A 17,207-nucleotide genomic window follows, 5' to 3' on the forward strand; every position below is an offset into this window, starting at 1 on the left:
GTTTTCTATTTGCTGATTGAAGGCTTTTCCGGATAGGCCATGCCCGAAGGATGTTCTTCGTGCCCTAAGTCATAGTCGGAGACATAAACCTTGATCTCGTCGTTCGGCAAGAAGAACACTTGCACTACGCCTCCTTCTTTGCCATAACGCTCAATAGGAACTGTCTTGGCCAACGAACGGCGATCCAGACAGCATTCAATCGCCTCTTTGATACTCATTGCCTGAATCTTTTCGATTGGCACAGCCCAGTGTCCCGTGATCCAACTTACTTCGACAGTCAATCCAGGACTCCATTCAACGGACAACGATACGCAGCACGACAGCGATCCTCCCCCTCCATAGGGAGGCAGATTCGAGCCACGTTGGCCGTTCACGTAATAGTCCTGCACACCTTCACTGGTGAAGTTGTAGCCCGTGATTCCGACGACCATAGGTTCCGGCGGCTTGGGCTCGCATCCACTCGCCCCAGCCAATAGCAGCGCAGTCATTAACCCTCGAAGCAACCACCTCGCAAGCAGTTGAACCAGGGTTCTGTGATCCGGCGTCATAGACCCATTCCTTTCAGGATGCGGGCGGCGCGTTCCTCGGTCTGACGCTTGGCCAAGTTCCGCTGAAGATGCTCGATGGCGCCCCACTCGATGTCGCCCCAACGTTCAATGCGTTTGCCCAAAAGGGTCGCGCCTTCGCCCACATCGCGCCAGGTTTGTCCAAGTTCGTCCAGCGCTTCGAAGCCGTCAGGCGCCTCCAAGGCCAGTACTGCAAACATCACCTGATCCGTCAGCCGTACCAGTCCCAATGCCTCGGCGCGTTCCATGACTTTTCCCAGCCACGAATGCAGTTCGGCCGAAGTGCGGGGATCGCGCGAGTCGGGCAATGCGCGACGCACTTCCACATGCAGGATGTCGACGGCAGCGTCGGCAAGCAAGGCCGCGTACTGGGCATCGCTGATGCAGCACTCCTCTGTCGGAACGGAAGACGCAGGCCCGCCGTCCGATTGCGCGACGTGTACTGCGGATGCCCGGTCGAACCAGATCCACTCCTTGACCGCACCCTGCATGACGGCATCCTGCTCGGGAGAGAGGTGACTGATGAGGCTGCGTAATACGCGGGTGTCGCCGATGCGCAGGTACAGCGGCAATCCGTCTTCGGCAACGACACCGCTCAGCCAGGTCAACGTGTGGGTCAGGAGTGCCAATGAGTTGTTCGTGCGCACGAAGCTCAACCCAGGTCGCCCTGAAAGGACTGCGCGCAATGTCTCCGCCGAATCCTTTTCTATGGCACGCGACAAGGGCCACAGCAAAAGACCGAGCTCCTCGTAGTCGGCCAACGACGTGTTGTCGAAGGCGCGAATGGGATCGCCGTAGGCGGTTCGCAAATCTTCCAATCCTTGTGTGTCAAGAATGGCTCCGTCTGCGATGACCCATAGCGTGTCCCGGGGTGCTTCGATGGCAATCCTCTGATTCCAGTCCACGATGAATTGAATCTTTTCGCGCGGCAGAGCATCCTGCAGATACAGGCGCTCCATCAGCGACGCCCCAAGGGCGAAGCGGCGGCCAGGGCCTTGCGCAGGCATTCCTTGCAAACTGCTTCGGGAAACTTGAACTCCGGCAGGGGCAGGCTTCGAGGGCCGATCAGCGAATGGGTGGCCGCATGCTCGATCCATGCCCCCTTGGTCCCGTGCGTAATTCCTTGTGCCTTCCAGTGGGTGAAGCTGCCTCCGCCATTGACGATGACCTCTTCCTTGGCGGTGATCTCGATGCGGTTGGCGGTGAGGGTGATGTCCAGCTTGGCGAGCAGCTTGAGGTTTTTCTCCAGTGCCTGAATGTCAATGTCGCCCTGTGCGGCCACGAGGCGCATGCCGGCCTTGTAGGCAAACAACCGGATTGCGCCCTTCACGCTTGCCAACAAACTGGCGCCTGCGCTCAAACTGGTATGCCCGGCGCTGGTCAACGCAATGTGCTCGCCGCTGGCCACATGGGTGCTGCCGGGCGTGCTGGCCTCGATGCCGGCAGGACTCGCCAGCACCAGATGCGGCGCGCTCAGCTCCGGGAAGCCGCCCTGTTGGCTTGCCCCTTGGGCGAGCCCGGCAATGTCTTCGTTCTGCGATTTCAGGACTGCGGCAACATCGCTCTGGTCGCCGTCGGCGTCTTGTGCTCGGGCCTGCCGGGCTGCGTCGGCGAGGCTCTCGTGTTGTTCGCGCGCCTGCGTCAGCCGCGTCACCGTCTCGCCCAGATCCTTGGCGTGCTTGACTGCGTTGGTTCGCGCTTCGGTGGTGATGAGCAGACCGTCCTTGGCTCGAATCGCTCCATGCCCGTCGGTGCGCAACTCGAACCCTTCGCCTCTGGCATCTTTGCGCCCGGCGTTGTCTTCGATGCGTGTGATATGCCCGAGCGAGAGCTGGCTGTGCTGGTGATCGCTCTTGAGCTGAACCTGAATCCTCGAAGCCGTGTCATCCATCAGCAGGTGGTTGCTGCGACCCGCTGCGCTGTTGCCACCTTCCTTGCCGAGTTCCCGGCTGCGAAAGCCGCTGAGAGCCGACTGATCGGGCAATGCCCAAGGCGGCAGGTTCGCCTGGTTGTGCACACGGCCCGTGCAGATGGGCAGATCAGGGTCGCCGCCGAAGAAGTCGACGACCACTTCCTGCCCGATGCGGGGGATATGAATGCCGCCCAACTGGTTGCCCGCCCACGGCGAACTGACACGCAGCCAGCAGGTGCTGTGCTGGTTCTTCTGGCCAATGCGATCCCAGGGGAACTGAACCTTGATGCGGCCCAGCGCGTCAGTCCACAGGTTCTGTCCTTCGGGGCCGACGACCAGCGCGGACTGCGGACCACCGGTCTGCGGTTTGCTGCGCGTCGGTACAGGGCGCAAGGGCTCGTTGACCGGATGGGCCGTGAAGGCCACATGAACGCGCCATTGTTGCTGCCGGTCTTGAACCGCGTCCTTGTTCTGGCTGTCTTGCGCGACGTCCTCGACGACGAAGTGGGTGTCCAGGATCAGGTACTCGGCATTGGCTCTCTCGCGGGGATGCTTCGCCAGCCTGAAGGTACAGCCCGGCACCATGCCGCGCAGATTGCCGCGGCCCTCGGCACGCTCGCCATGTGTGCGCAGGGCCTGCATGCGCAGCAAGGCCAGTTGTCGCCCTTCGTCGTGGGGATCATTGGCCTCGGCGATGCCGGCGAGCGGCTGGGCGTAGTGGCTGCCTGCATGGGCCGAATGCCATTGGTAGACCTCGCCGTCGGCCAGCCCTGTGGGCCTCGGGGCCTTGCGGTCCACGCTCAGGTCGGCCCGCGGTCTCGTGTAGTCGTAGTCCCGGGTGCTGTACTGGCCGCTCGTGAGATGGCTGCGCGGAACGAAGCTGCTGATGTATTCGGCATCGGTTTTCCAGCCGGGCACGTGGTACTCGACCTCGCGGTATGCGGCACTGTCGGCCTGTTTGTAGGCGCCCATGGCATCCGAGAGGACCAGCCGGTGTTTGTCCTCGGCAGACTCGAAGTGGTAGCTGATTCCCCATTCTTCGCACAGGCGGCTGAAGAAGTCGAAATCGGACTCGTTGTATTGCGTCTGGAATTCGCGCTGGGGGTATGTCTCGAACAGGCGCTTTTCGACGGGGAAGGCATAGTCGGCCAGCAGCTCTTCGAAGATCTGGATGACGCTCTTGTTCTGGAAGATCTTGCAGTTGGCCGTGAGAGTGGCCCGATGCAGCCAGGGACGCAGCGTGAGCTTGTATTGGATGTGCCGGCCTTCTTCGCCCCACATGGCGGCATCGGTGATCAGGGCGTTGATCTGGCGCACGCCGGCGCCGATCTGGCCAGAGCTTCGACCGGCGATTCCGGGAAGCAGTGCGCCCGAGCCGTCGAGCTCGATCCGGCAACTGATCTCGCGGCCGACGAACGCATCGAGATCGAAATCGGCCGCGCCGCTCGCGGCAACGTTCAACGCATCGGGGGTCTTCAGCAGCAGTTCGTATTCGAAGAGGCTGTTGATGCCCTCTCGGCCCGACAAGCGAACAGGCGCCAGCGCAGGCTGGCCCAGCACAAGGGGAATCGCGGGCGATTGAACAGTGAGAGTTCGCAACATGGACCACTGACTGGTTGGTGATCCAGGAAGTTTGGAGCGCCCCCTCGTCGCAGCTTTGCGAACAATAGTCAATCAGCCTTCAACGCCGAATGCAACCCGAAGGAACGCGACAAATTCACGATGAACGAAACGCCGCGCGAAGACCGGGCGCCCCGTCGGCGTGATTGCGGCCCGTCCCGCCCCAGCTAATTCGCCGCCAGCGCCGCCTTGCGAATCGACTGCAGCGTGCTGCCCGGCGTGATCGCCTCCGGGTCCAGCAGGCAATGCAGGATGGCCGGCTTGCCGCTGGCGCGCGCGCGGGCCAGCGCCGGGCCGAATTCGTCGGTGCTGGTCACGCGCTCGCCGTGGCCGCCGAACACCTCGGCGTAGCCGCGGAAGTCGGGGTTCTTCAGCTGCGTGGCGCTGATGCGGCCGGGGTAGTGCTTCTCCTGGTGCATGCGGATCGTGCCGTACATGGCGTTGTCCAGCAGCACCACGATGATCGGCAGGCCGTACTGCACCGCGGTGGCGAACTCCTGGCCGTGCATCATGAAGTCGCCGTCGCCCGCGAACACCACCACTTCGCGCTGCGGCCACAGCCGCTTGGCCCCCACGCCGGCCGGCAGGCCGTAGCCCATCGAGCCGCTGGTGGGCGCCAGCTGGCTGGCGAACGCACGGAACGGCCAGAAGCGATGCACCCAGGTCGCGAAGTTGCCCGCGCCGTTGCAGAAGATGGTGTCGGCCGGCAGCACCTCGCGCAGGTGCTGCATGACCTCGCCCATCTGCAGCGGGCCTGGAATGCGGATGGGCGCCGGGTCGCTCCAGCGCACAAAGTCTGCGCGCGCGACGATCGTTTCCGGCTGCCAGACCGGCGTTTGCGCAGGGCGCAGCGTGGCCACGGCTTCGGCAAAAGCCTGCGGCGTGGCATGGATGCCCTGCGCCGGGCGGTAGAGCTTGCCGAGCTCGTCGGCGTCGGCATGCACGTGCACCAGTGCTTGCTTCGGTTGCGGAATGGCCAGCAGCTCGTAGCCCTGCGACGGCACCTCCGACAGCCGCCCGCCGACCAGCAGCACCAGGTCGGCATGGCGGATGCGCTCGAGCATGCGCGGGTTGCCGCCCAGGCCCAGGTCGCCGGCATAGCTGGGGTGCTCGGCCGACATCAGCATCTGGCGGCGGAACGAGCAGTACACGGGCAGCGAGTACGCGGCCGCGAAATCCGCGAACTGCTGCGTGGCCTTCTCCGACCAGCGGCTGCCGCCCAGGATGACGACCGGGCGCTGCGCCTGCGACAAACGCTGCTGCAGTTCGGTGATCTGCGCCGCGCCGGGGTGTGTTTCGGTGACGGCGTAGGGCAGCGCGTCGGCCACGGTGGCGGCCTCGGTCAGCATGTCTTCGGGCAGCGCGATCACCACCGGGCCGGGCCGGCCCGAGGTGGCGACGTGGAAAGCGCGCGACACCAGTTCGGGCACGCGCGCGGGGTCGTCGATCTGCACGACCCACTTGGCCATGGTGCCGAACACCGCGCCGTAGTCCAGTTCCTGGAAGGCCTCGCGGCCCAGCGCTTCGCGCGCGACCTGGCCGACGAACAGCAGCAGCGGCGTGGAGTCCTGGTGCGCGATGTGCACGCCGGCCGCCGCGTTGGTGGCGCCGGGGCCGCGCGTGACGAAGCACACGCCCGGCTTGCCGGTGAGCTTGCCCTGCGCCTCGGCCATCATCGTGGCGCCGCCTTCCTGGCGGCACACGGTCACGTCGATCGATGCGTCATGCAGCGCGTCGAGCACGGCGAGAAAGCTCTCGCCGGGCACGCAGAAGAGCTGCTGGACGCCGTGGGTGATGAGCTGGTCGACCAGGATCTGGCCGCCGGTGCGGGGTGAGGTCATGAGATTTCCAAGGGCGTGAAAGTGTGAGGTCTTGCGCCTTCCCCTCCCGGGGGAAGGCTGGGATGAGGGCAAGCGGCGTTCGATACGCCGACAGCAATTGACATGCCGCGAGCCCCCACCCCTGCCCTCCCCCGCAAGGGGAGGGAGAAATGCGGGGTCATTCGAGGGCGTCGCACGCGGCAATGATGCGCTGGCACGCCTCTTCCAGCTGCGACATCGACGTCGCATACGAAATCCGGAAATACGGCGCCAGCCCGAACACGCTGCCCGGCACCACCGCCACCTCGAAGTCCTGCAGCAGGTAGCGGCAGAAGTCGCTGTCGCTTTGCAGCAGCGTGCCGCCGCGCGTGCGCTTGCCGAGCACGCCGGCGCAGCTCGCGAAGGTATAGAACGCGCCCTCGGGCACGCGGCAGTGCAGGCCCGGCGCGCGGTTCAGCGCGGCCACCACGAAGTCGCGCCGCGCCTGGAAGTCGGCGCAGCGCTCGGCCACGATGCCCTGCGGTCCGGTCAGCGCCTCGATGGCCGCGGCCTGGCTGATCGACGAAGGGCACGACGTGGTCTGGCTCTGCACCACGGCCATGGCCGCGATGAGCGCGCGCGGGCCCGCGCCGTAGCCCACGCGCCAGCCGGTCATGGCATAGGCCTTCGACACGCCGTTGATGGTCAGGGTGCGCTCGCGCAAGCGCGGCTCCACGGCCACGGGCGTGGCGAACGCCAGGCCGTCGTACAGGATGTGTTCGTAGATGTCGTCCGCCAGCACCCACACCTGCGGGTGGCGCAGCAGCACCTCGCACAGCGGCTTCAGCTGCGCCGCGCTGTAGGCGGCGCCGCTGGGGTTCGACGGCGAGTTGACGAACAGCCAGCGCGTGCGCGGCGTGATGGCCGCCTCGAGCTGCGCCGCGTCAAGCCGGAAACCGTTGGCCTCGGCGCACGCGACGGACACCGGCACGCCGCCGCAGATCTGCACGATGTCGGCGTACGAGGTCCAGTACGGCGCGGGCAGGATCACCTCGTCGCCGGGGTTCAGGCTGGCCATCAGCGCGTTGAAGATCACCTGCTTGGCGCCCGCGCTCACGCTGATCTCGTCGAGCGCGAAGTCCAGCGCGTTGTCGCGCTTGAACTTCAGCTGCACCGCCGCCTTCATCGCCGGGCTGCCGTCGAGCACCGTGTAGCGCGTGTCGCCGCGCTCGATGGCACGCACCGCGGCCTCGCGCACGTTCTGCGGCGTGTCGAAGTCGGGCTCGCCCGCGCCCAGCACGATCACCGGACGGCCGGCGCGCTTGAGCGCATTGGCGTGGTCGGTGATGCGCAGGATTTCCGACACGCCGATGGCGCGCACGCGCTGCGCCGGCTGGAAGGCGATGGAGTCGGCGGTGTCCGGGGTCACTTGGCGTAGGCTTCCAGCGGCTTGTCGTTGGGCTCGGCCATCAGCTGCTTGAGCGCCGGGCTCATCGGCAGGTTCAGGCTGGTGTTCTTCGGCGGAATGGCGGCCACGAACCACTTGGTGTAGATCTTCTCGAGGTCGCCGTTCTTCATCATGCGGCGCAGCGAGTCGTCCACCGCGGCCTTGAAGGCCGGGTCGTCCTTGCGGAACAGCAGCGCGATGGGCTCGGAACCCAGCGCCTCGCCCACGATGCGGTACGACGCGGGGCTCTTCGAGTTGGCGATGATGCCGGCCAGCAGGTTGTCGTCGAGCACGAAGGCATCGGCGCGGCCCGACTCCATCAGCAGGAAGCTCTCGAGGTGGTCCTTGCCCAGCATGGTGTTGTAAGACACGTTCTGCGCGCGCTCGCGCTTGCGCAGCAGCTGCACGGCGGTGGTGCCGGTCGATGCCGACACGTTGCGGCCCGCGAGCTGCTCCAGCGTGGTGATGCCCGAGTCGACCTTGGTGGCCATGCGCACTTCGCTCACGTACGTGGTGAGCGCAAAGGCCACCTGCTGCTGGCGCGCGGTGTTGTTGGTGGTGGGGCCACAGCCGATGTCCAGCGTGCCGTTCTGCACCAGCGGAATGGTGTTCTGCGCCGTGACGGCCATGTACTCGAGCTTGGCCTGCGGCGCGATGTCCTTCAGCACGCGCTCGCACAGCTCCACGTGGTAGCCCACGTACTTCTCGCCGGCGCCCAGCATGTAGGCCATGGGCGGCGAGGCTTCGCGCACGCCGAGCACCACCTTGCCGCTGGTCTTGATCTTGTCGAGCGTGCCGGTGGCGGTCTGCGCGGTGGCGCCGAAGGCGAGCGCGAGCAGCGCGGCGGCAATGCCGGTCGTTGCGGCGGTCTTGAAGGGAATGTTCATGTTCTCTGTCTCCTGGTTATGGTTCTGGTTGCGTGAATGCATGCGGCCGCCCGCCCGCCACCGCGGCACAGTGCCGCGCGGCGGGTTCGGGCGAACCGGGAAGGCGATCAGTCGCCGATGTCGAAGGTCACGCCTTGGGCCAAGGGCAACGCGGTCGAATAGTTGATGGTGTTGGTGGCGCGGCGCATGTACGCCTTCCAGCTGTCGGAGCCGGCTTCGCGCCCGCCGCCGGTTTCCTTCTCGCCACCGAAGGCACCGCCGATTTCAGCGCCGCTCGGGCCGATGTTGACGTTGGCAATGCCGCAGTCGGAGCCCGCGCTCGACATGAAGCGCTCGGCCTCGCGCACGTTCAGCGTGAAGATCGACGACGACAGGCCCGCGCCCACCGCGTTGTGCCACTCGATGGCTTCGTCCAGCGTGCCGTAGCGCACCACGTACAGGATGGGCGCGAAGGTTTCGCGCAGCACCGGGCCGTCGTGCGACTTCAGTTCCACCAGCGCGGGGCGCACGTAGAAGGCGTCGTTCGTGCCGATGCCTTCCACGCGCTGGCCGCCATGCACCGTGGCGCCGATCTCGCGGCTTTCGCCCAGCGCCTTCTGCATGCCGTCGAAAGCCGCGCGGTCGATCAGCGGGCCGACCAGCGTGCCGGCCGCGCGCGGGTCGCCGACCTGCACGTTGCCGTAGACCTTGGCCAGCTTGGGCACCAGCGCGTCGTACACGCTGTCGTGCACGAACAGGCGGCGCAGCGTGGTGCAGCGCTGGCCGGCCGTGCCCATGGCCGCGAAGGCGATGCCGCGCAGCGTGAGGTCGAGGTCGGCCGAGGGCGTGACGATGGCGGCGTTGTTGCCGCCCAGCTCGAGAATGGCGCGGGCGAAGCGCGCGGCCAGCTTCGGCCCCACCTGGCGGCCCATGGCGGTCGAGCCGGTGGCCGAGAGAATCGGCACGCGGTGGTCGTCCACCAGCACCTCGCCGATGTCGCGCTGGCCCAGCAGCAGGCCCAGCAGGCCCTCGGGCGCGTCGCCGAAACGCGCGATGGCGCGCTGCGCGATGGCATGCACGGCCAGCGCGGTCAGCGGTGTCTTTTCGGACGGCTTCCACACCACCGAGTCGCCGCACACCAGTGCCAGCGCGGCGTTCCACGACCACACGGCCACGGGGAAGTTGAAGGCCGAGATCACGCCGCACACGCCCAGCGGATGCCAGGTTTCCATCATGCGGTGCTCGGCGCGCTCGGTGGCCAGCGTGAGGCCGTAGAGCTGGCGCGACAGGCCGACCGCGAAGTCGCAGATGTCGATCATTTCCTGCACCTCGCCCGCGCCTTCGGACGGGATCTTGCCGGCCTCCAGCGTGACCAGGCGGCCCAGGTCGGCCTTGGCGGCGCGCAGCTCTTCGCCCAGCAGGCGCACCAGCTCGCCGCGGCGCGGGGCCGGCACGTTGCGCCAGGCCTTGTACGCGTCGTGCGCGCGGCCGATGGCGGCGGTGGCGTCGGCCGGCGAGGTTTGCGGCACCTGCGCGACCACCTCGCCGGTGACCGGCGAGCGCACCGTCAGCTCGCCGCCGGTGTGGGCGGCACGGGGCACGCCGAGGCGCTCGAGCAGCTGTGCGACTTCGGTGGCTACGGGAAGGGAGGTGTGGGCTTCGGACATGGACGCGCTCCGGGAAGGAGGTGGAACAAGAAGGCAAAGGGGGTGTGGGACCCGGCCAATATCAGCGAATCCCGCGCGCTTGCCTAGTGAAAATATGGAAGGACTTGATGCGTTTGGCGAATGAACTCCGGGGTCACATCTTCATTCAACGCACGATGCATGGCGACCCACAGGCCACCCGCAAACCACCCGCAGGCCCCCTGCACAATCGGCACGTGCCCCGAACCCCGCCCGACCTATCGCCCAAGCCCTACTGGCTCTACCTGCTGGAATGCGAAGGCGGCGTGTACTACGCGGGCATCGCGCTCGACGTGGAGCAGCGCTTCTTCCAGCATGTCTTCGGGCTGGGCGCCAAGTTCACGCGCGCGCGGCCGCCGCTGCGCGTGCTGGCGGCCCGCGAGTACCCCGACAAGGGCGCCGCGCTGCGGGCGGAGATCAGGCTCAAGGCGCTCCCGCGCGCACGCAAGCTGGCCTTCTTCGACGCGTAGCCGGCCTTTCGGTCGAACTTCAGGCCGGCGCGTCCGGCAGGCTGATGCGCTGCGCCGCCGGCGAGCCCGCCAGGCTCTGCGCGGGCCGCCGCAGCGTCGCATCGAACGGGTTGATCCTCGGCCCGATGGCCGCCGCCTCGCGCTTGAGCAGGTCGACCACCGTCGGCATGCGGTCGGCGTTGAGCCGGTCGGCGATGGTGCCCACGCTCAGCGCCGCCACGGCGCGCCCTTCGCGGTCGAGGATCGGCACGGCCACGCCGGCCATGCCTTCGAGCAGGCCGGTGTTGCGCCCCGCATAGCCGTTCTGGCGCACGCGCTCGATCTCGGTGCGCAGGTAAACCTCGTCGTACACGCCGTACTCGCGCACCCGCGACAGGTTGAAGCGGATCACCTCCTCGCGCTCGGCCTCGGGCAGGAACGCCAGGATGGCCAGCGCGCCCTGCCCCACGCCCAGCGCAATGCGCCCGCCGATGTCGCCGGTGAACGAGCGGATCGGAAACGGCCCCTCGCTGCGGTCCAGGCAGATGGCGTCGAAGCCGCTGCGCGCCAATAGGAAGATGCTGTCGCCCAGGCTCGCGCACAGCCGCAGCAGCACCGGGCGGCAGATGGAGCGCAGGTCGCCGGGGTTGCCCGCGCTGGCCGCGAGCGCGAAGAAGTCGATGCTCAGGCGGTAGAGCTTGCTGCGCTCGTCCTGCTCGACCATGCCCTCGGCCATGAGCGACTGCAGCAAACGGTGCGTGGTGGCCTGGGTGAGGCCCACCGACCGCGCGATCTGGGTCACGCGGCCGCCCTCGGCCTGCACCGCGCCGAGCGCGCGGATCACCGAAAACACGCGCGGCACGCCGCCGCTGGACGCCGCCGTGGCCGGGGTGCTCGCCGGGGTGTTCGCCAAAGTGCTTTCCATACCTTGCTCCTGCGGAATCAGATCCATTGCTTCAGGCCATCATATTCCATTGAATGGAATAAATTGAAGAAAGATTCTGATTAATGGAATACCCGAGGCGATCTGGCGCAATCGTTGCAATAGAGTGAATCGAAAGCAGCCAGCCGTCCATGGCCCGCACCAAGATGAACCGTGGTGCCTCCAGCCCTCTTTTCGCCCCCGCAGAAAGGCACCGTTCCATGTCATTCCTCCGGCTCACCGACGTGACCAAGTTCTACGGCACCACCCGCGCGGTCTCGGCCATGAACCTCACGGTGGAAAAAGGCGAGTTCGTCTCGCTGCTCGGCCCGTCGGGCTGCGGCAAGACCACCACGCTGCAGATGATTGCGGGCTTCGAGGCCGTGAGCAGCGGGCGCATCGAACTCGCCGGCAAGGACATCACGCACGCCAAGGCCAACACGCGCGGCCTGGGCATCGTGTTCCAGACCTACGCCCTGTTCCCGCACATGACGGTGGCCGACAACGTGAGCTTCGGCCTGGAAATGCGCAAGATGCCCAAGGCCGAGCGCACCGAACGCGTGAAGCAGGCGCTGGCGCTGGTGCACCTGGAGGCGCACGCCGCGCGCTACCCGCGCGAGCTCTCGGGCGGCCAGCGGCAGCGCGTGGCGCTGGCCCGCGCGCTGGTGATCGAGCCGCCGGTGCTGCTGCTGGACGAGCCGCTGTCCAACCTGGACGCCAAGCTGCGCGAGGAAATGCAGTTCGAGCTGCGCCAGATCCAGCGCAAGGTGGGCACCACCACGGTGATGGTCACGCACGACCAGAGCGAGGCCATGTCCATCAGCGACCGCGTGGTGGTGATGGAAGGCGGCTGCGCCACGCAGATCGACCATCCGCAGCGCGTGTACGAACACCCGAGCACGCGCTTCATCTCCACCTTCGTGGGCAAGGCCAACCTGCTGGACTGCCGCGTGTCCGGCAGCGGCGCCACGCGCACCTGCGTGGAAGTGGGCGCGCTGTCGCTCGACGTGGACGACACCGGCTTCAGCGTCGACGCCGCGGCGCTGCTCAGCGTGCGGCCCGAAAAGCTGCAGCTGGTGGCGCCGGGCCGCGGCCGGCTCGACGGCGAGGTGCAGGAGCGCTTCTTCCTCGGCAGCCAGTGGCTCTACCGCGTGGCCACGCCCGTGGGCGACCTCACGGTGCTGAGCCCCAACGACGGGCGCGAGGCGCTGGAAGAAGGCGCGCGCACCGGCATCGACTGGCCCGCGCACTGCATGCGGCTGCTGCCGGCGGACGCCGGCGCGGCCAAGGCGGTTGCCGCATGAGCACCTTGCAGAACAAGGCCACCCCGTGGTGGCTCTCCGGCCCCGCGCTGCTGCTGTTCACCGCGCTGCTGGTGGTGCCGCTGCTGCTCACCGCGGTGCTGTCGTTCAACGTGTACGACCCGGCCACGGGCCCGAAGGCCGGCGAGTTCACGCTCGAGCACTACGCGCTGGTGTTCTCCGACTCGTACTACCTGGGCATCTTCTGGCGCACCTTCTGGGTCTCGGGCCTGGTCACGCTGATCTGCGTGCTGGTCGGCGCGCCCGAGGCCTATGTGCTCAGCCGCATGCGCAACCCGTGGCGCTCGGTGCTGCTGCTGGTGGTGCTGGCGCCGCTGCTGGTGTCGGTGGTGGTGCGGGCCTTCGGCTGGAGCATGCTGCTCGGGCCCGAGGGCGCGGTGAACGGCCTGCTGCAACTGGTGGGCATCGGCCCGGTGAAGATCCTCTACACCAACGCGGCAGTGGTCATTGCGCTGGTGCACGTGATGCTGCCCTTCATGGTGATCCCGGTATGGACCTCGCTGCAGAAGCTCGACCCCGGCGTGGAGAACGCGGCCCTGTCGCTCAACGCCACGCCCTTCACCACGCTGCGGCGCATCGTGCTTCCGCAGGTGATGCCGGGCATTCTCTCGGGCAGCCTGATCGTGTTCGGCCTGGCCGCGAGTTCGTTCGCGATTCCGGGCCTGCTGGGCGGGCGCCGCCTGAAGATGGTCGCGACCATCGTCTACGACGAATATTTGAGCGAACTCAACTGGCCGCTGGGCGCCGCGGTGGCGCTGGTGTTGCTGGTGGCCAACCTCGTGGTCATGCTCAGCTACAACCGCCTCGTCGAAGGCCGCTACAAGAAAGCGCTGGGCTGAAGCGATGAACAAGAACGGCCCCATCGCGCTCGCGTTCAACGCGCTCGTCATCGTCTTCATGCTGGCACCGCTGGTGGTGGTGTGCATCGTGGCGTTCACGCCCGAGAACACGCTGACCATTCCGACCACCCACTTCTCGCTGCGCTGGTTCAAGGCGGTGTTCGCGCACCCCGACTTCATGCAGTCATTCTGGAACAGCCTGTGGCTCGCGCTGAGCTCGGCCACCATCGCCACGCTGCTGGCGGTGCCGGCCGGCATGGCGATCACGCGCTACGAGTTCCCGGGGCGCGACTTTCTGAACGGACTGTTCCTGTCGCCGCTGATCGTGCCGCACCTGGTGCTGGGCGTGGCGCTGCTGCGGCTGTTCGCGCTGGTCGGCGGCACGGGCAGCTTCGCCTGGCTGGTGATGGCGCACGCGCTCATCGTCACGCCGTACACGCTGCGGCTGGTGGTGGCGGCGCTGGTGGGCTTCGACCGCAGCGCCGAGCAGGCCGCACTCTCCTTGGGCGCGAGCCAGGCCACGGTGTTCCGCCGCATCACGCTGCCGATGATCCTGCCGGGCGTCACCGGCGGCTGGCTGCTGTCGTTCATCAACAGCTTCGACGAAGTGACGATGTCGATCTTCGTGACTTCGCCCAGCACGGTGACGCTGCCGGTGCGCATGTACATGTACGCGACCGAGTCGATCGATCCGCTGATGGCGGCCGTGTCGGCGCTGATGGTGGCGGTGACCGCCGCGGCAATGATCGTGCTCGACCGCGTGTACGGCCTGGACCGCGTGCTGGTGGGACGCAGATAGATGACGAAGACCTCCCTTGCCTTGCTGCACCGCGTGGCCGAGACCACCGGGCGCGACGCCGTGCCCTTCACGCTCGACGGCGCACCGGCCAGCGCCCTGGCCGGCGACACCGTGCTGACCGCCGTGCTCACCCAATGCGGCCAGCTGAGGCGCAATGAATTCAGCGGCCTGCCGCGCGCGGGCTTCTGCATGATGGGCGCCTGCCAGGACTGCTGGATCGCCACCGACGAAGGCGAACGGCTGCGCGCCTGCTCCACCTTCATCGCGCCCGGCATGGCGCTGGTCACCGGAAAGAACGGCGCATGACCGCTGCAAGCGAACTCCGTCCCGTGATCGTGGGTGCCGGCCCGGCCGGCGTGCGCGCTGCGCAGACGCTGGTGGCGCACGGCCTGCGGCCCGTGGTGATCGACGAGGCGCCGCGCGCCGGCGGCCAGATCTACCGCCGCCCGCCCGCGGGCCTGGCGCAGCGCACCGCGAGGACGCTCTACGGCTTCGAGTCGAAGCGGGCCGATGCGCTGCACGCGGCCTTCGACGGCCTGCGCGGGCGCATCGAGCACCAGCCCGACAGCCTCGTGTGGAACGCGCAGGACGGGCAGCTCGACGTGATGCACGGCCCCACGCAAGCCACCCGCCAGGTGCCCTACAGCCACCTGGTCGTGGCCACGGGCGCCACCGACCGCGTGCTGCCGGTGCCGGGCTGGACGCTGCCCGGCGTCTACACGCTGGGCGGCGCGCAGGTGGCGCTCAAGTTCCAGGGCTGCGCCATCGGGCGGCGCGTGGTGTTCATGGGCACCGGGCCGCTGCTGTACCTGGTGGCCTACCAGTATGCGAAGGCCGGCGTGGACGTGGCCGCGGTGCTCGACACCGCGCGCCTTGCGGACCAGATCGCCGCCACGCCCGCGATGCTCACGCAACCCGCGGTGTTCGCCAAGGGCGTGTACTACGTCGGCTGGCTGCGCGCGCACGGCGTGGCGCTGCACAGCGGCGTGCGGCCGTTGCGCGTGCTCGGCGACGACGCGCAGAGCCGCGTGACCGGGGTGGCCTGGCAGGACGGCAACGCCGAACGCACGCTGGCCTGCGACGCCATCGGCTTCGGCTACGCGCTGCGCTCCGAGACGCAACTGGCCGACCTGCTCGGCTGCCGCTTCGACTACGCGCCCATGCACCGCGCGCACCTGCCGGTGCGCGACGCGGCGGGCCGCGCGAGCGTGCCGGGCGTGTACCTCGCGGGCGATGGCGCCGGCATCATGGGCGCGGACGCGGCCGAATGGGCCGGCGAGCGCGCGGCACTGGCGCTGCTCGCGGACAACGGCGTCGCGATCGACACCGCGCGCGCGGCGCAACTCGAACGCCGGCTCGACCGGCTCACGGGCTTTCGCCGTGGCCTGGAGCGCGCCTTCCCGGTGCCGCAGGACTGGGCCGCGCACGCACCCGACGACCTCGTGGTCTGCCGCTGCGAGAACGTGACCGCGGGCACCTTGCGCCAGACCGTGGCCGTGAACGGCGCGAACGAGTTGAACCGGCTCAAGGCGCTGTCGCGCGTGGGCATGGGCCGCTGCCAGGGCCGCATGTGCGGCGTGGCCGCGGCCGAGATCCTCGCGCATGCCACGCAGCAGCCGCTGCAGCAGGTCGGCCGGCTGCGCGGGCAGGCGCCGATCAAGCCGATTCCGATCCGGCTCGTGCCGGCCGAAGGGAGCGGCACATGAGCACCCGCCCGTTCACCGTTCTTCGGTCCTGGTCTTGCCCCGGCCCCAACCCTCCCCCGGAAGGGGAGGGAGAAAGACAGGGAGCACCCGCATGAGCACGATCCAGAAACTGCGAACGGACGTCGTCATCGTGGGCGGCGGCATCGTCGGCGCCTCGGCCGCGCTCGCGCTGCGCCGCATGGGGGCCGCCGTGGTGCTGCTGGAGCGCGACCTGTGCGGCTCGCGCTCCAGCGGCGTGAACTTTGGCGGCGTGCGACGCCAGGGCCGCCCGGTGAGCCAGCTGCCGCTCGCGCAGCGCGCGCACCGCATCTGGGCCCAGCTGCCCGCGCTGCTGGGCACCGACGGCGAGTACATCCGCTCGGGCCACTTCAAGATCGCGCGCAGCGAAGCCGACATGGCCTCGCTGGAGCGCTACCGGGCGCTCAGCAGCGACTTCGACCTGGGCCTCGAACTCATCTCCGCCGCGCGCCTGCGCACGCAGTGCCCCTGGCTCGGCACGCGCGCGGTGGGCGGCTCGCTGTGCCTCGAGGACGGGCAGGCCAACCCGCGGCTGGTGTCGCCGGCCTTCGCGCTCGCCGCGCAGCGCGCGGGCGCGCAGGTGCTGGAGCGCCACAAGGTCGAAGAGGTGGCGCACGACGGCGAACTGTTCATGGTGCGCGCCGCGCATGCGCAAGGCACGCTCGAAGTGCAGGCCCCCGTGCTGCTCAACTGCGCTGGCGCATGGGCCGGCGCCATTGCCGCCCAGTTCGGCGAGACACCGCCGCTGACCTGGCGCAGCCCGCTGATGGCCGTGACCGAACCGGTTGCGCACTTCATGGACTGGAGCCTGGGCGTGGAGGGCGGCGGCATCTACTGCCGCCAGGTCGAACGCGGCAACCTGGTGATCGGCGGGGGCAACGGCCTCACGCTCGGCCCCGACCGCGCGCGCGCCGAGCGCGAGGGCATTGCGCTGCTCGCGCAGCAGGCCGTGGAGCTGCTGCCCGCGCTGCGCCATGCGCACATCATCCGCACCTGGGGCGGCACCGAGGGCTACCTGCCCGACCGCCAGCCGGTGCTCGGGCCCAGCCGCACCACGCCCGGCCTGTTCCACGGCTTCGGCTTCTCGGGCGCGGGCTTCCAGATCGGCCCGGCCGCCGGCGAGGTGCTGGCCGACCTCGCGCGCGACGGGCATACCGAGACCCCCATCGACGCCTTCGCCATCGAGCGCTTCGACACGCCGCCCGTTTCCCTGTCCGCCACGGTTTCCGCCGTTCCCACCGCATCCCCCACCTGAAC

The 17,207-nt window shown here is 68.1% G+C and carries 16 protein-coding genes; 7 read left to right on the plus strand and 9 right to left on the minus strand.

Translation table 11 applies throughout. The features are described from left to right. Positions 1 to 5: 5 nt before the first annotated feature. The 7 genes from BM013_RS13305 to BM013_RS13335 form a co-directional block, all read right to left on the minus strand. The gene (locus BM013_RS13305) at positions 6 to 548 is read right to left on the minus strand and encodes a Tli1a family immunity protein (protein ID WP_093127660.1); all 543 of its coding nucleotides are present in this window, start codon (positions 546 to 548) and stop codon (positions 6 to 8) included. Next, positions 545 to 1,573 carry a DUF4123 domain-containing protein gene (locus tag BM013_RS13310; RefSeq protein ID WP_093127663.1) on the minus strand — a complete coding sequence of 343 codons (1,029 nt, stop codon included), beginning with the start codon at positions 1,571 to 1,573 and terminating at the stop codon, positions 545 to 547. Before BM013_RS13310 ends, BM013_RS13305 begins: the two co-directional genes overlap by 4 nt. Further along, the gene (locus BM013_RS13315) at positions 1,525 to 4,080 is read right to left on the minus strand and encodes a type VI secretion system Vgr family protein (protein WP_093127667.1); all 2,556 of its coding nucleotides are present in this window, start codon (positions 4,078 to 4,080) and stop codon (positions 1,525 to 1,527) included. Before BM013_RS13315 ends, BM013_RS13310 begins: the two co-directional genes overlap by 49 nt. A gap of 185 nt (positions 4,081 to 4,265) precedes the next feature. Then, a complete protein-coding gene (locus tag BM013_RS13320) occupies positions 4,266 to 5,939 on the minus strand; it encodes a thiamine pyrophosphate-binding protein (RefSeq protein ID WP_093127669.1) in 1,674 nt (557 codons plus the stop codon). Between the two features lie 157 nt (positions 5,940 to 6,096). Then, positions 6,097 to 7,326 carry a pyridoxal phosphate-dependent aminotransferase gene (locus BM013_RS13325; protein WP_093127671.1) on the minus strand — a complete coding sequence of 410 codons (1,230 nt, stop codon included), beginning with the start codon at positions 7,324 to 7,326 and terminating at the stop codon, positions 6,097 to 6,099. Further along, entirely contained in the window at positions 7,323 to 8,231 is a 909-nt protein-coding gene (locus BM013_RS13330) for an amino acid ABC transporter substrate-binding protein (protein ID WP_093127674.1), read from the minus strand. Before BM013_RS13330 ends, BM013_RS13325 begins: the two co-directional genes overlap by 4 nt. 107 nt (positions 8,232 to 8,338) lie before the next feature. Continuing rightward, on the minus strand, positions 8,339 to 9,877 hold the full coding sequence (locus tag BM013_RS13335; RefSeq protein WP_093127676.1) for an L-piperidine-6-carboxylate dehydrogenase: 1,539 nt from the start codon (positions 9,875 to 9,877) through the stop codon (positions 8,339 to 8,341). Positions 9,878 to 10,092: 215 nt separating this feature from the next. On the opposite strand from BM013_RS13335, the gene BM013_RS13340 reads away from it, so the two are divergent. After that, positions 10,093 to 10,365, plus strand: a complete 273-nt coding sequence (locus BM013_RS13340) for a GIY-YIG nuclease family protein (protein WP_093128109.1) — start codon at positions 10,093 to 10,095, stop codon at positions 10,363 to 10,365. A gap of 19 nt (positions 10,366 to 10,384) precedes the next feature. Here the strand turns inward: BM013_RS13340 and BM013_RS13345 are convergent, their stop codons facing one another. Together BM013_RS13345 and BM013_RS41635 are read right to left on the minus strand one after the other, a co-directional pair. After that, positions 10,385 to 11,269 (minus strand): IclR family transcriptional regulator, encoded by an 885-nt coding sequence (locus BM013_RS13345; protein ID WP_093127679.1) that lies wholly within the window; start codon positions 11,267 to 11,269, stop codon positions 10,385 to 10,387. A gap of 31 nt (positions 11,270 to 11,300) precedes the next feature. Then, positions 11,301 to 11,489, minus strand: a complete 189-nt coding sequence (locus BM013_RS41635) for a hypothetical protein (protein WP_218153656.1) — start codon at positions 11,487 to 11,489, stop codon at positions 11,301 to 11,303. On the opposite strand from BM013_RS41635, the gene BM013_RS13350 reads away from it, so the two are divergent. The 6 genes from BM013_RS13350 (at position 11,488) to BM013_RS13375 (ending at position 17,205) form a co-directional block, all read left to right on the plus strand. Continuing rightward, positions 11,488 to 12,570 carry an ABC transporter ATP-binding protein gene (locus tag BM013_RS13350; RefSeq protein WP_093127681.1) on the plus strand — a complete coding sequence of 361 codons (1,083 nt, stop codon included), beginning with the start codon at positions 11,488 to 11,490 and terminating at the stop codon, positions 12,568 to 12,570. The genes BM013_RS41635 and BM013_RS13350 overlap by 2 nt on opposite strands. Then, positions 12,567 to 13,427, plus strand: a complete 861-nt coding sequence (locus BM013_RS13355) for an ABC transporter permease (protein ID WP_093127683.1) — start codon at positions 12,567 to 12,569, stop codon at positions 13,425 to 13,427. Before BM013_RS13350 ends, BM013_RS13355 begins: the two co-directional genes overlap by 4 nt. Positions 13,428 to 13,431: 4 nt before the next feature. Next, entirely contained in the window at positions 13,432 to 14,226 is a 795-nt protein-coding gene (locus tag BM013_RS13360) for an ABC transporter permease (protein ID WP_093127686.1), read from the plus strand. After that, positions 14,227 to 14,532 carry a (2Fe-2S)-binding protein gene (locus BM013_RS13365; protein WP_093127688.1) on the plus strand — a complete coding sequence of 102 codons (306 nt, stop codon included), beginning with the start codon at positions 14,227 to 14,229 and terminating at the stop codon, positions 14,530 to 14,532. Further along, the gene (locus tag BM013_RS13370; protein WP_093127691.1) at positions 14,529 to 15,932 is read left to right on the plus strand and encodes an NAD(P)/FAD-dependent oxidoreductase; all 1,404 of its coding nucleotides are present in this window, start codon (positions 14,529 to 14,531) and stop codon (positions 15,930 to 15,932) included. The genes BM013_RS13365 and BM013_RS13370 overlap by 4 nt, the downstream gene beginning before the upstream one ends. Before the next feature lie 91 nt (positions 15,933 to 16,023). Beyond that, positions 16,024 to 17,205, plus strand: a complete 1,182-nt coding sequence (locus BM013_RS13375) for an NAD(P)/FAD-dependent oxidoreductase (protein WP_093127693.1) — start codon at positions 16,024 to 16,026, stop codon at positions 17,203 to 17,205. Positions 17,206 to 17,207 lie beyond the last annotated feature (2 nt).

The sequence above is a fragment of the Variovorax sp. OK605 genome (assembly GCF_900115445.1).
In the GTDB taxonomy this organism is placed as follows: Bacteria; Pseudomonadota; Gammaproteobacteria; order Burkholderiales; family Burkholderiaceae_C; genus Variovorax.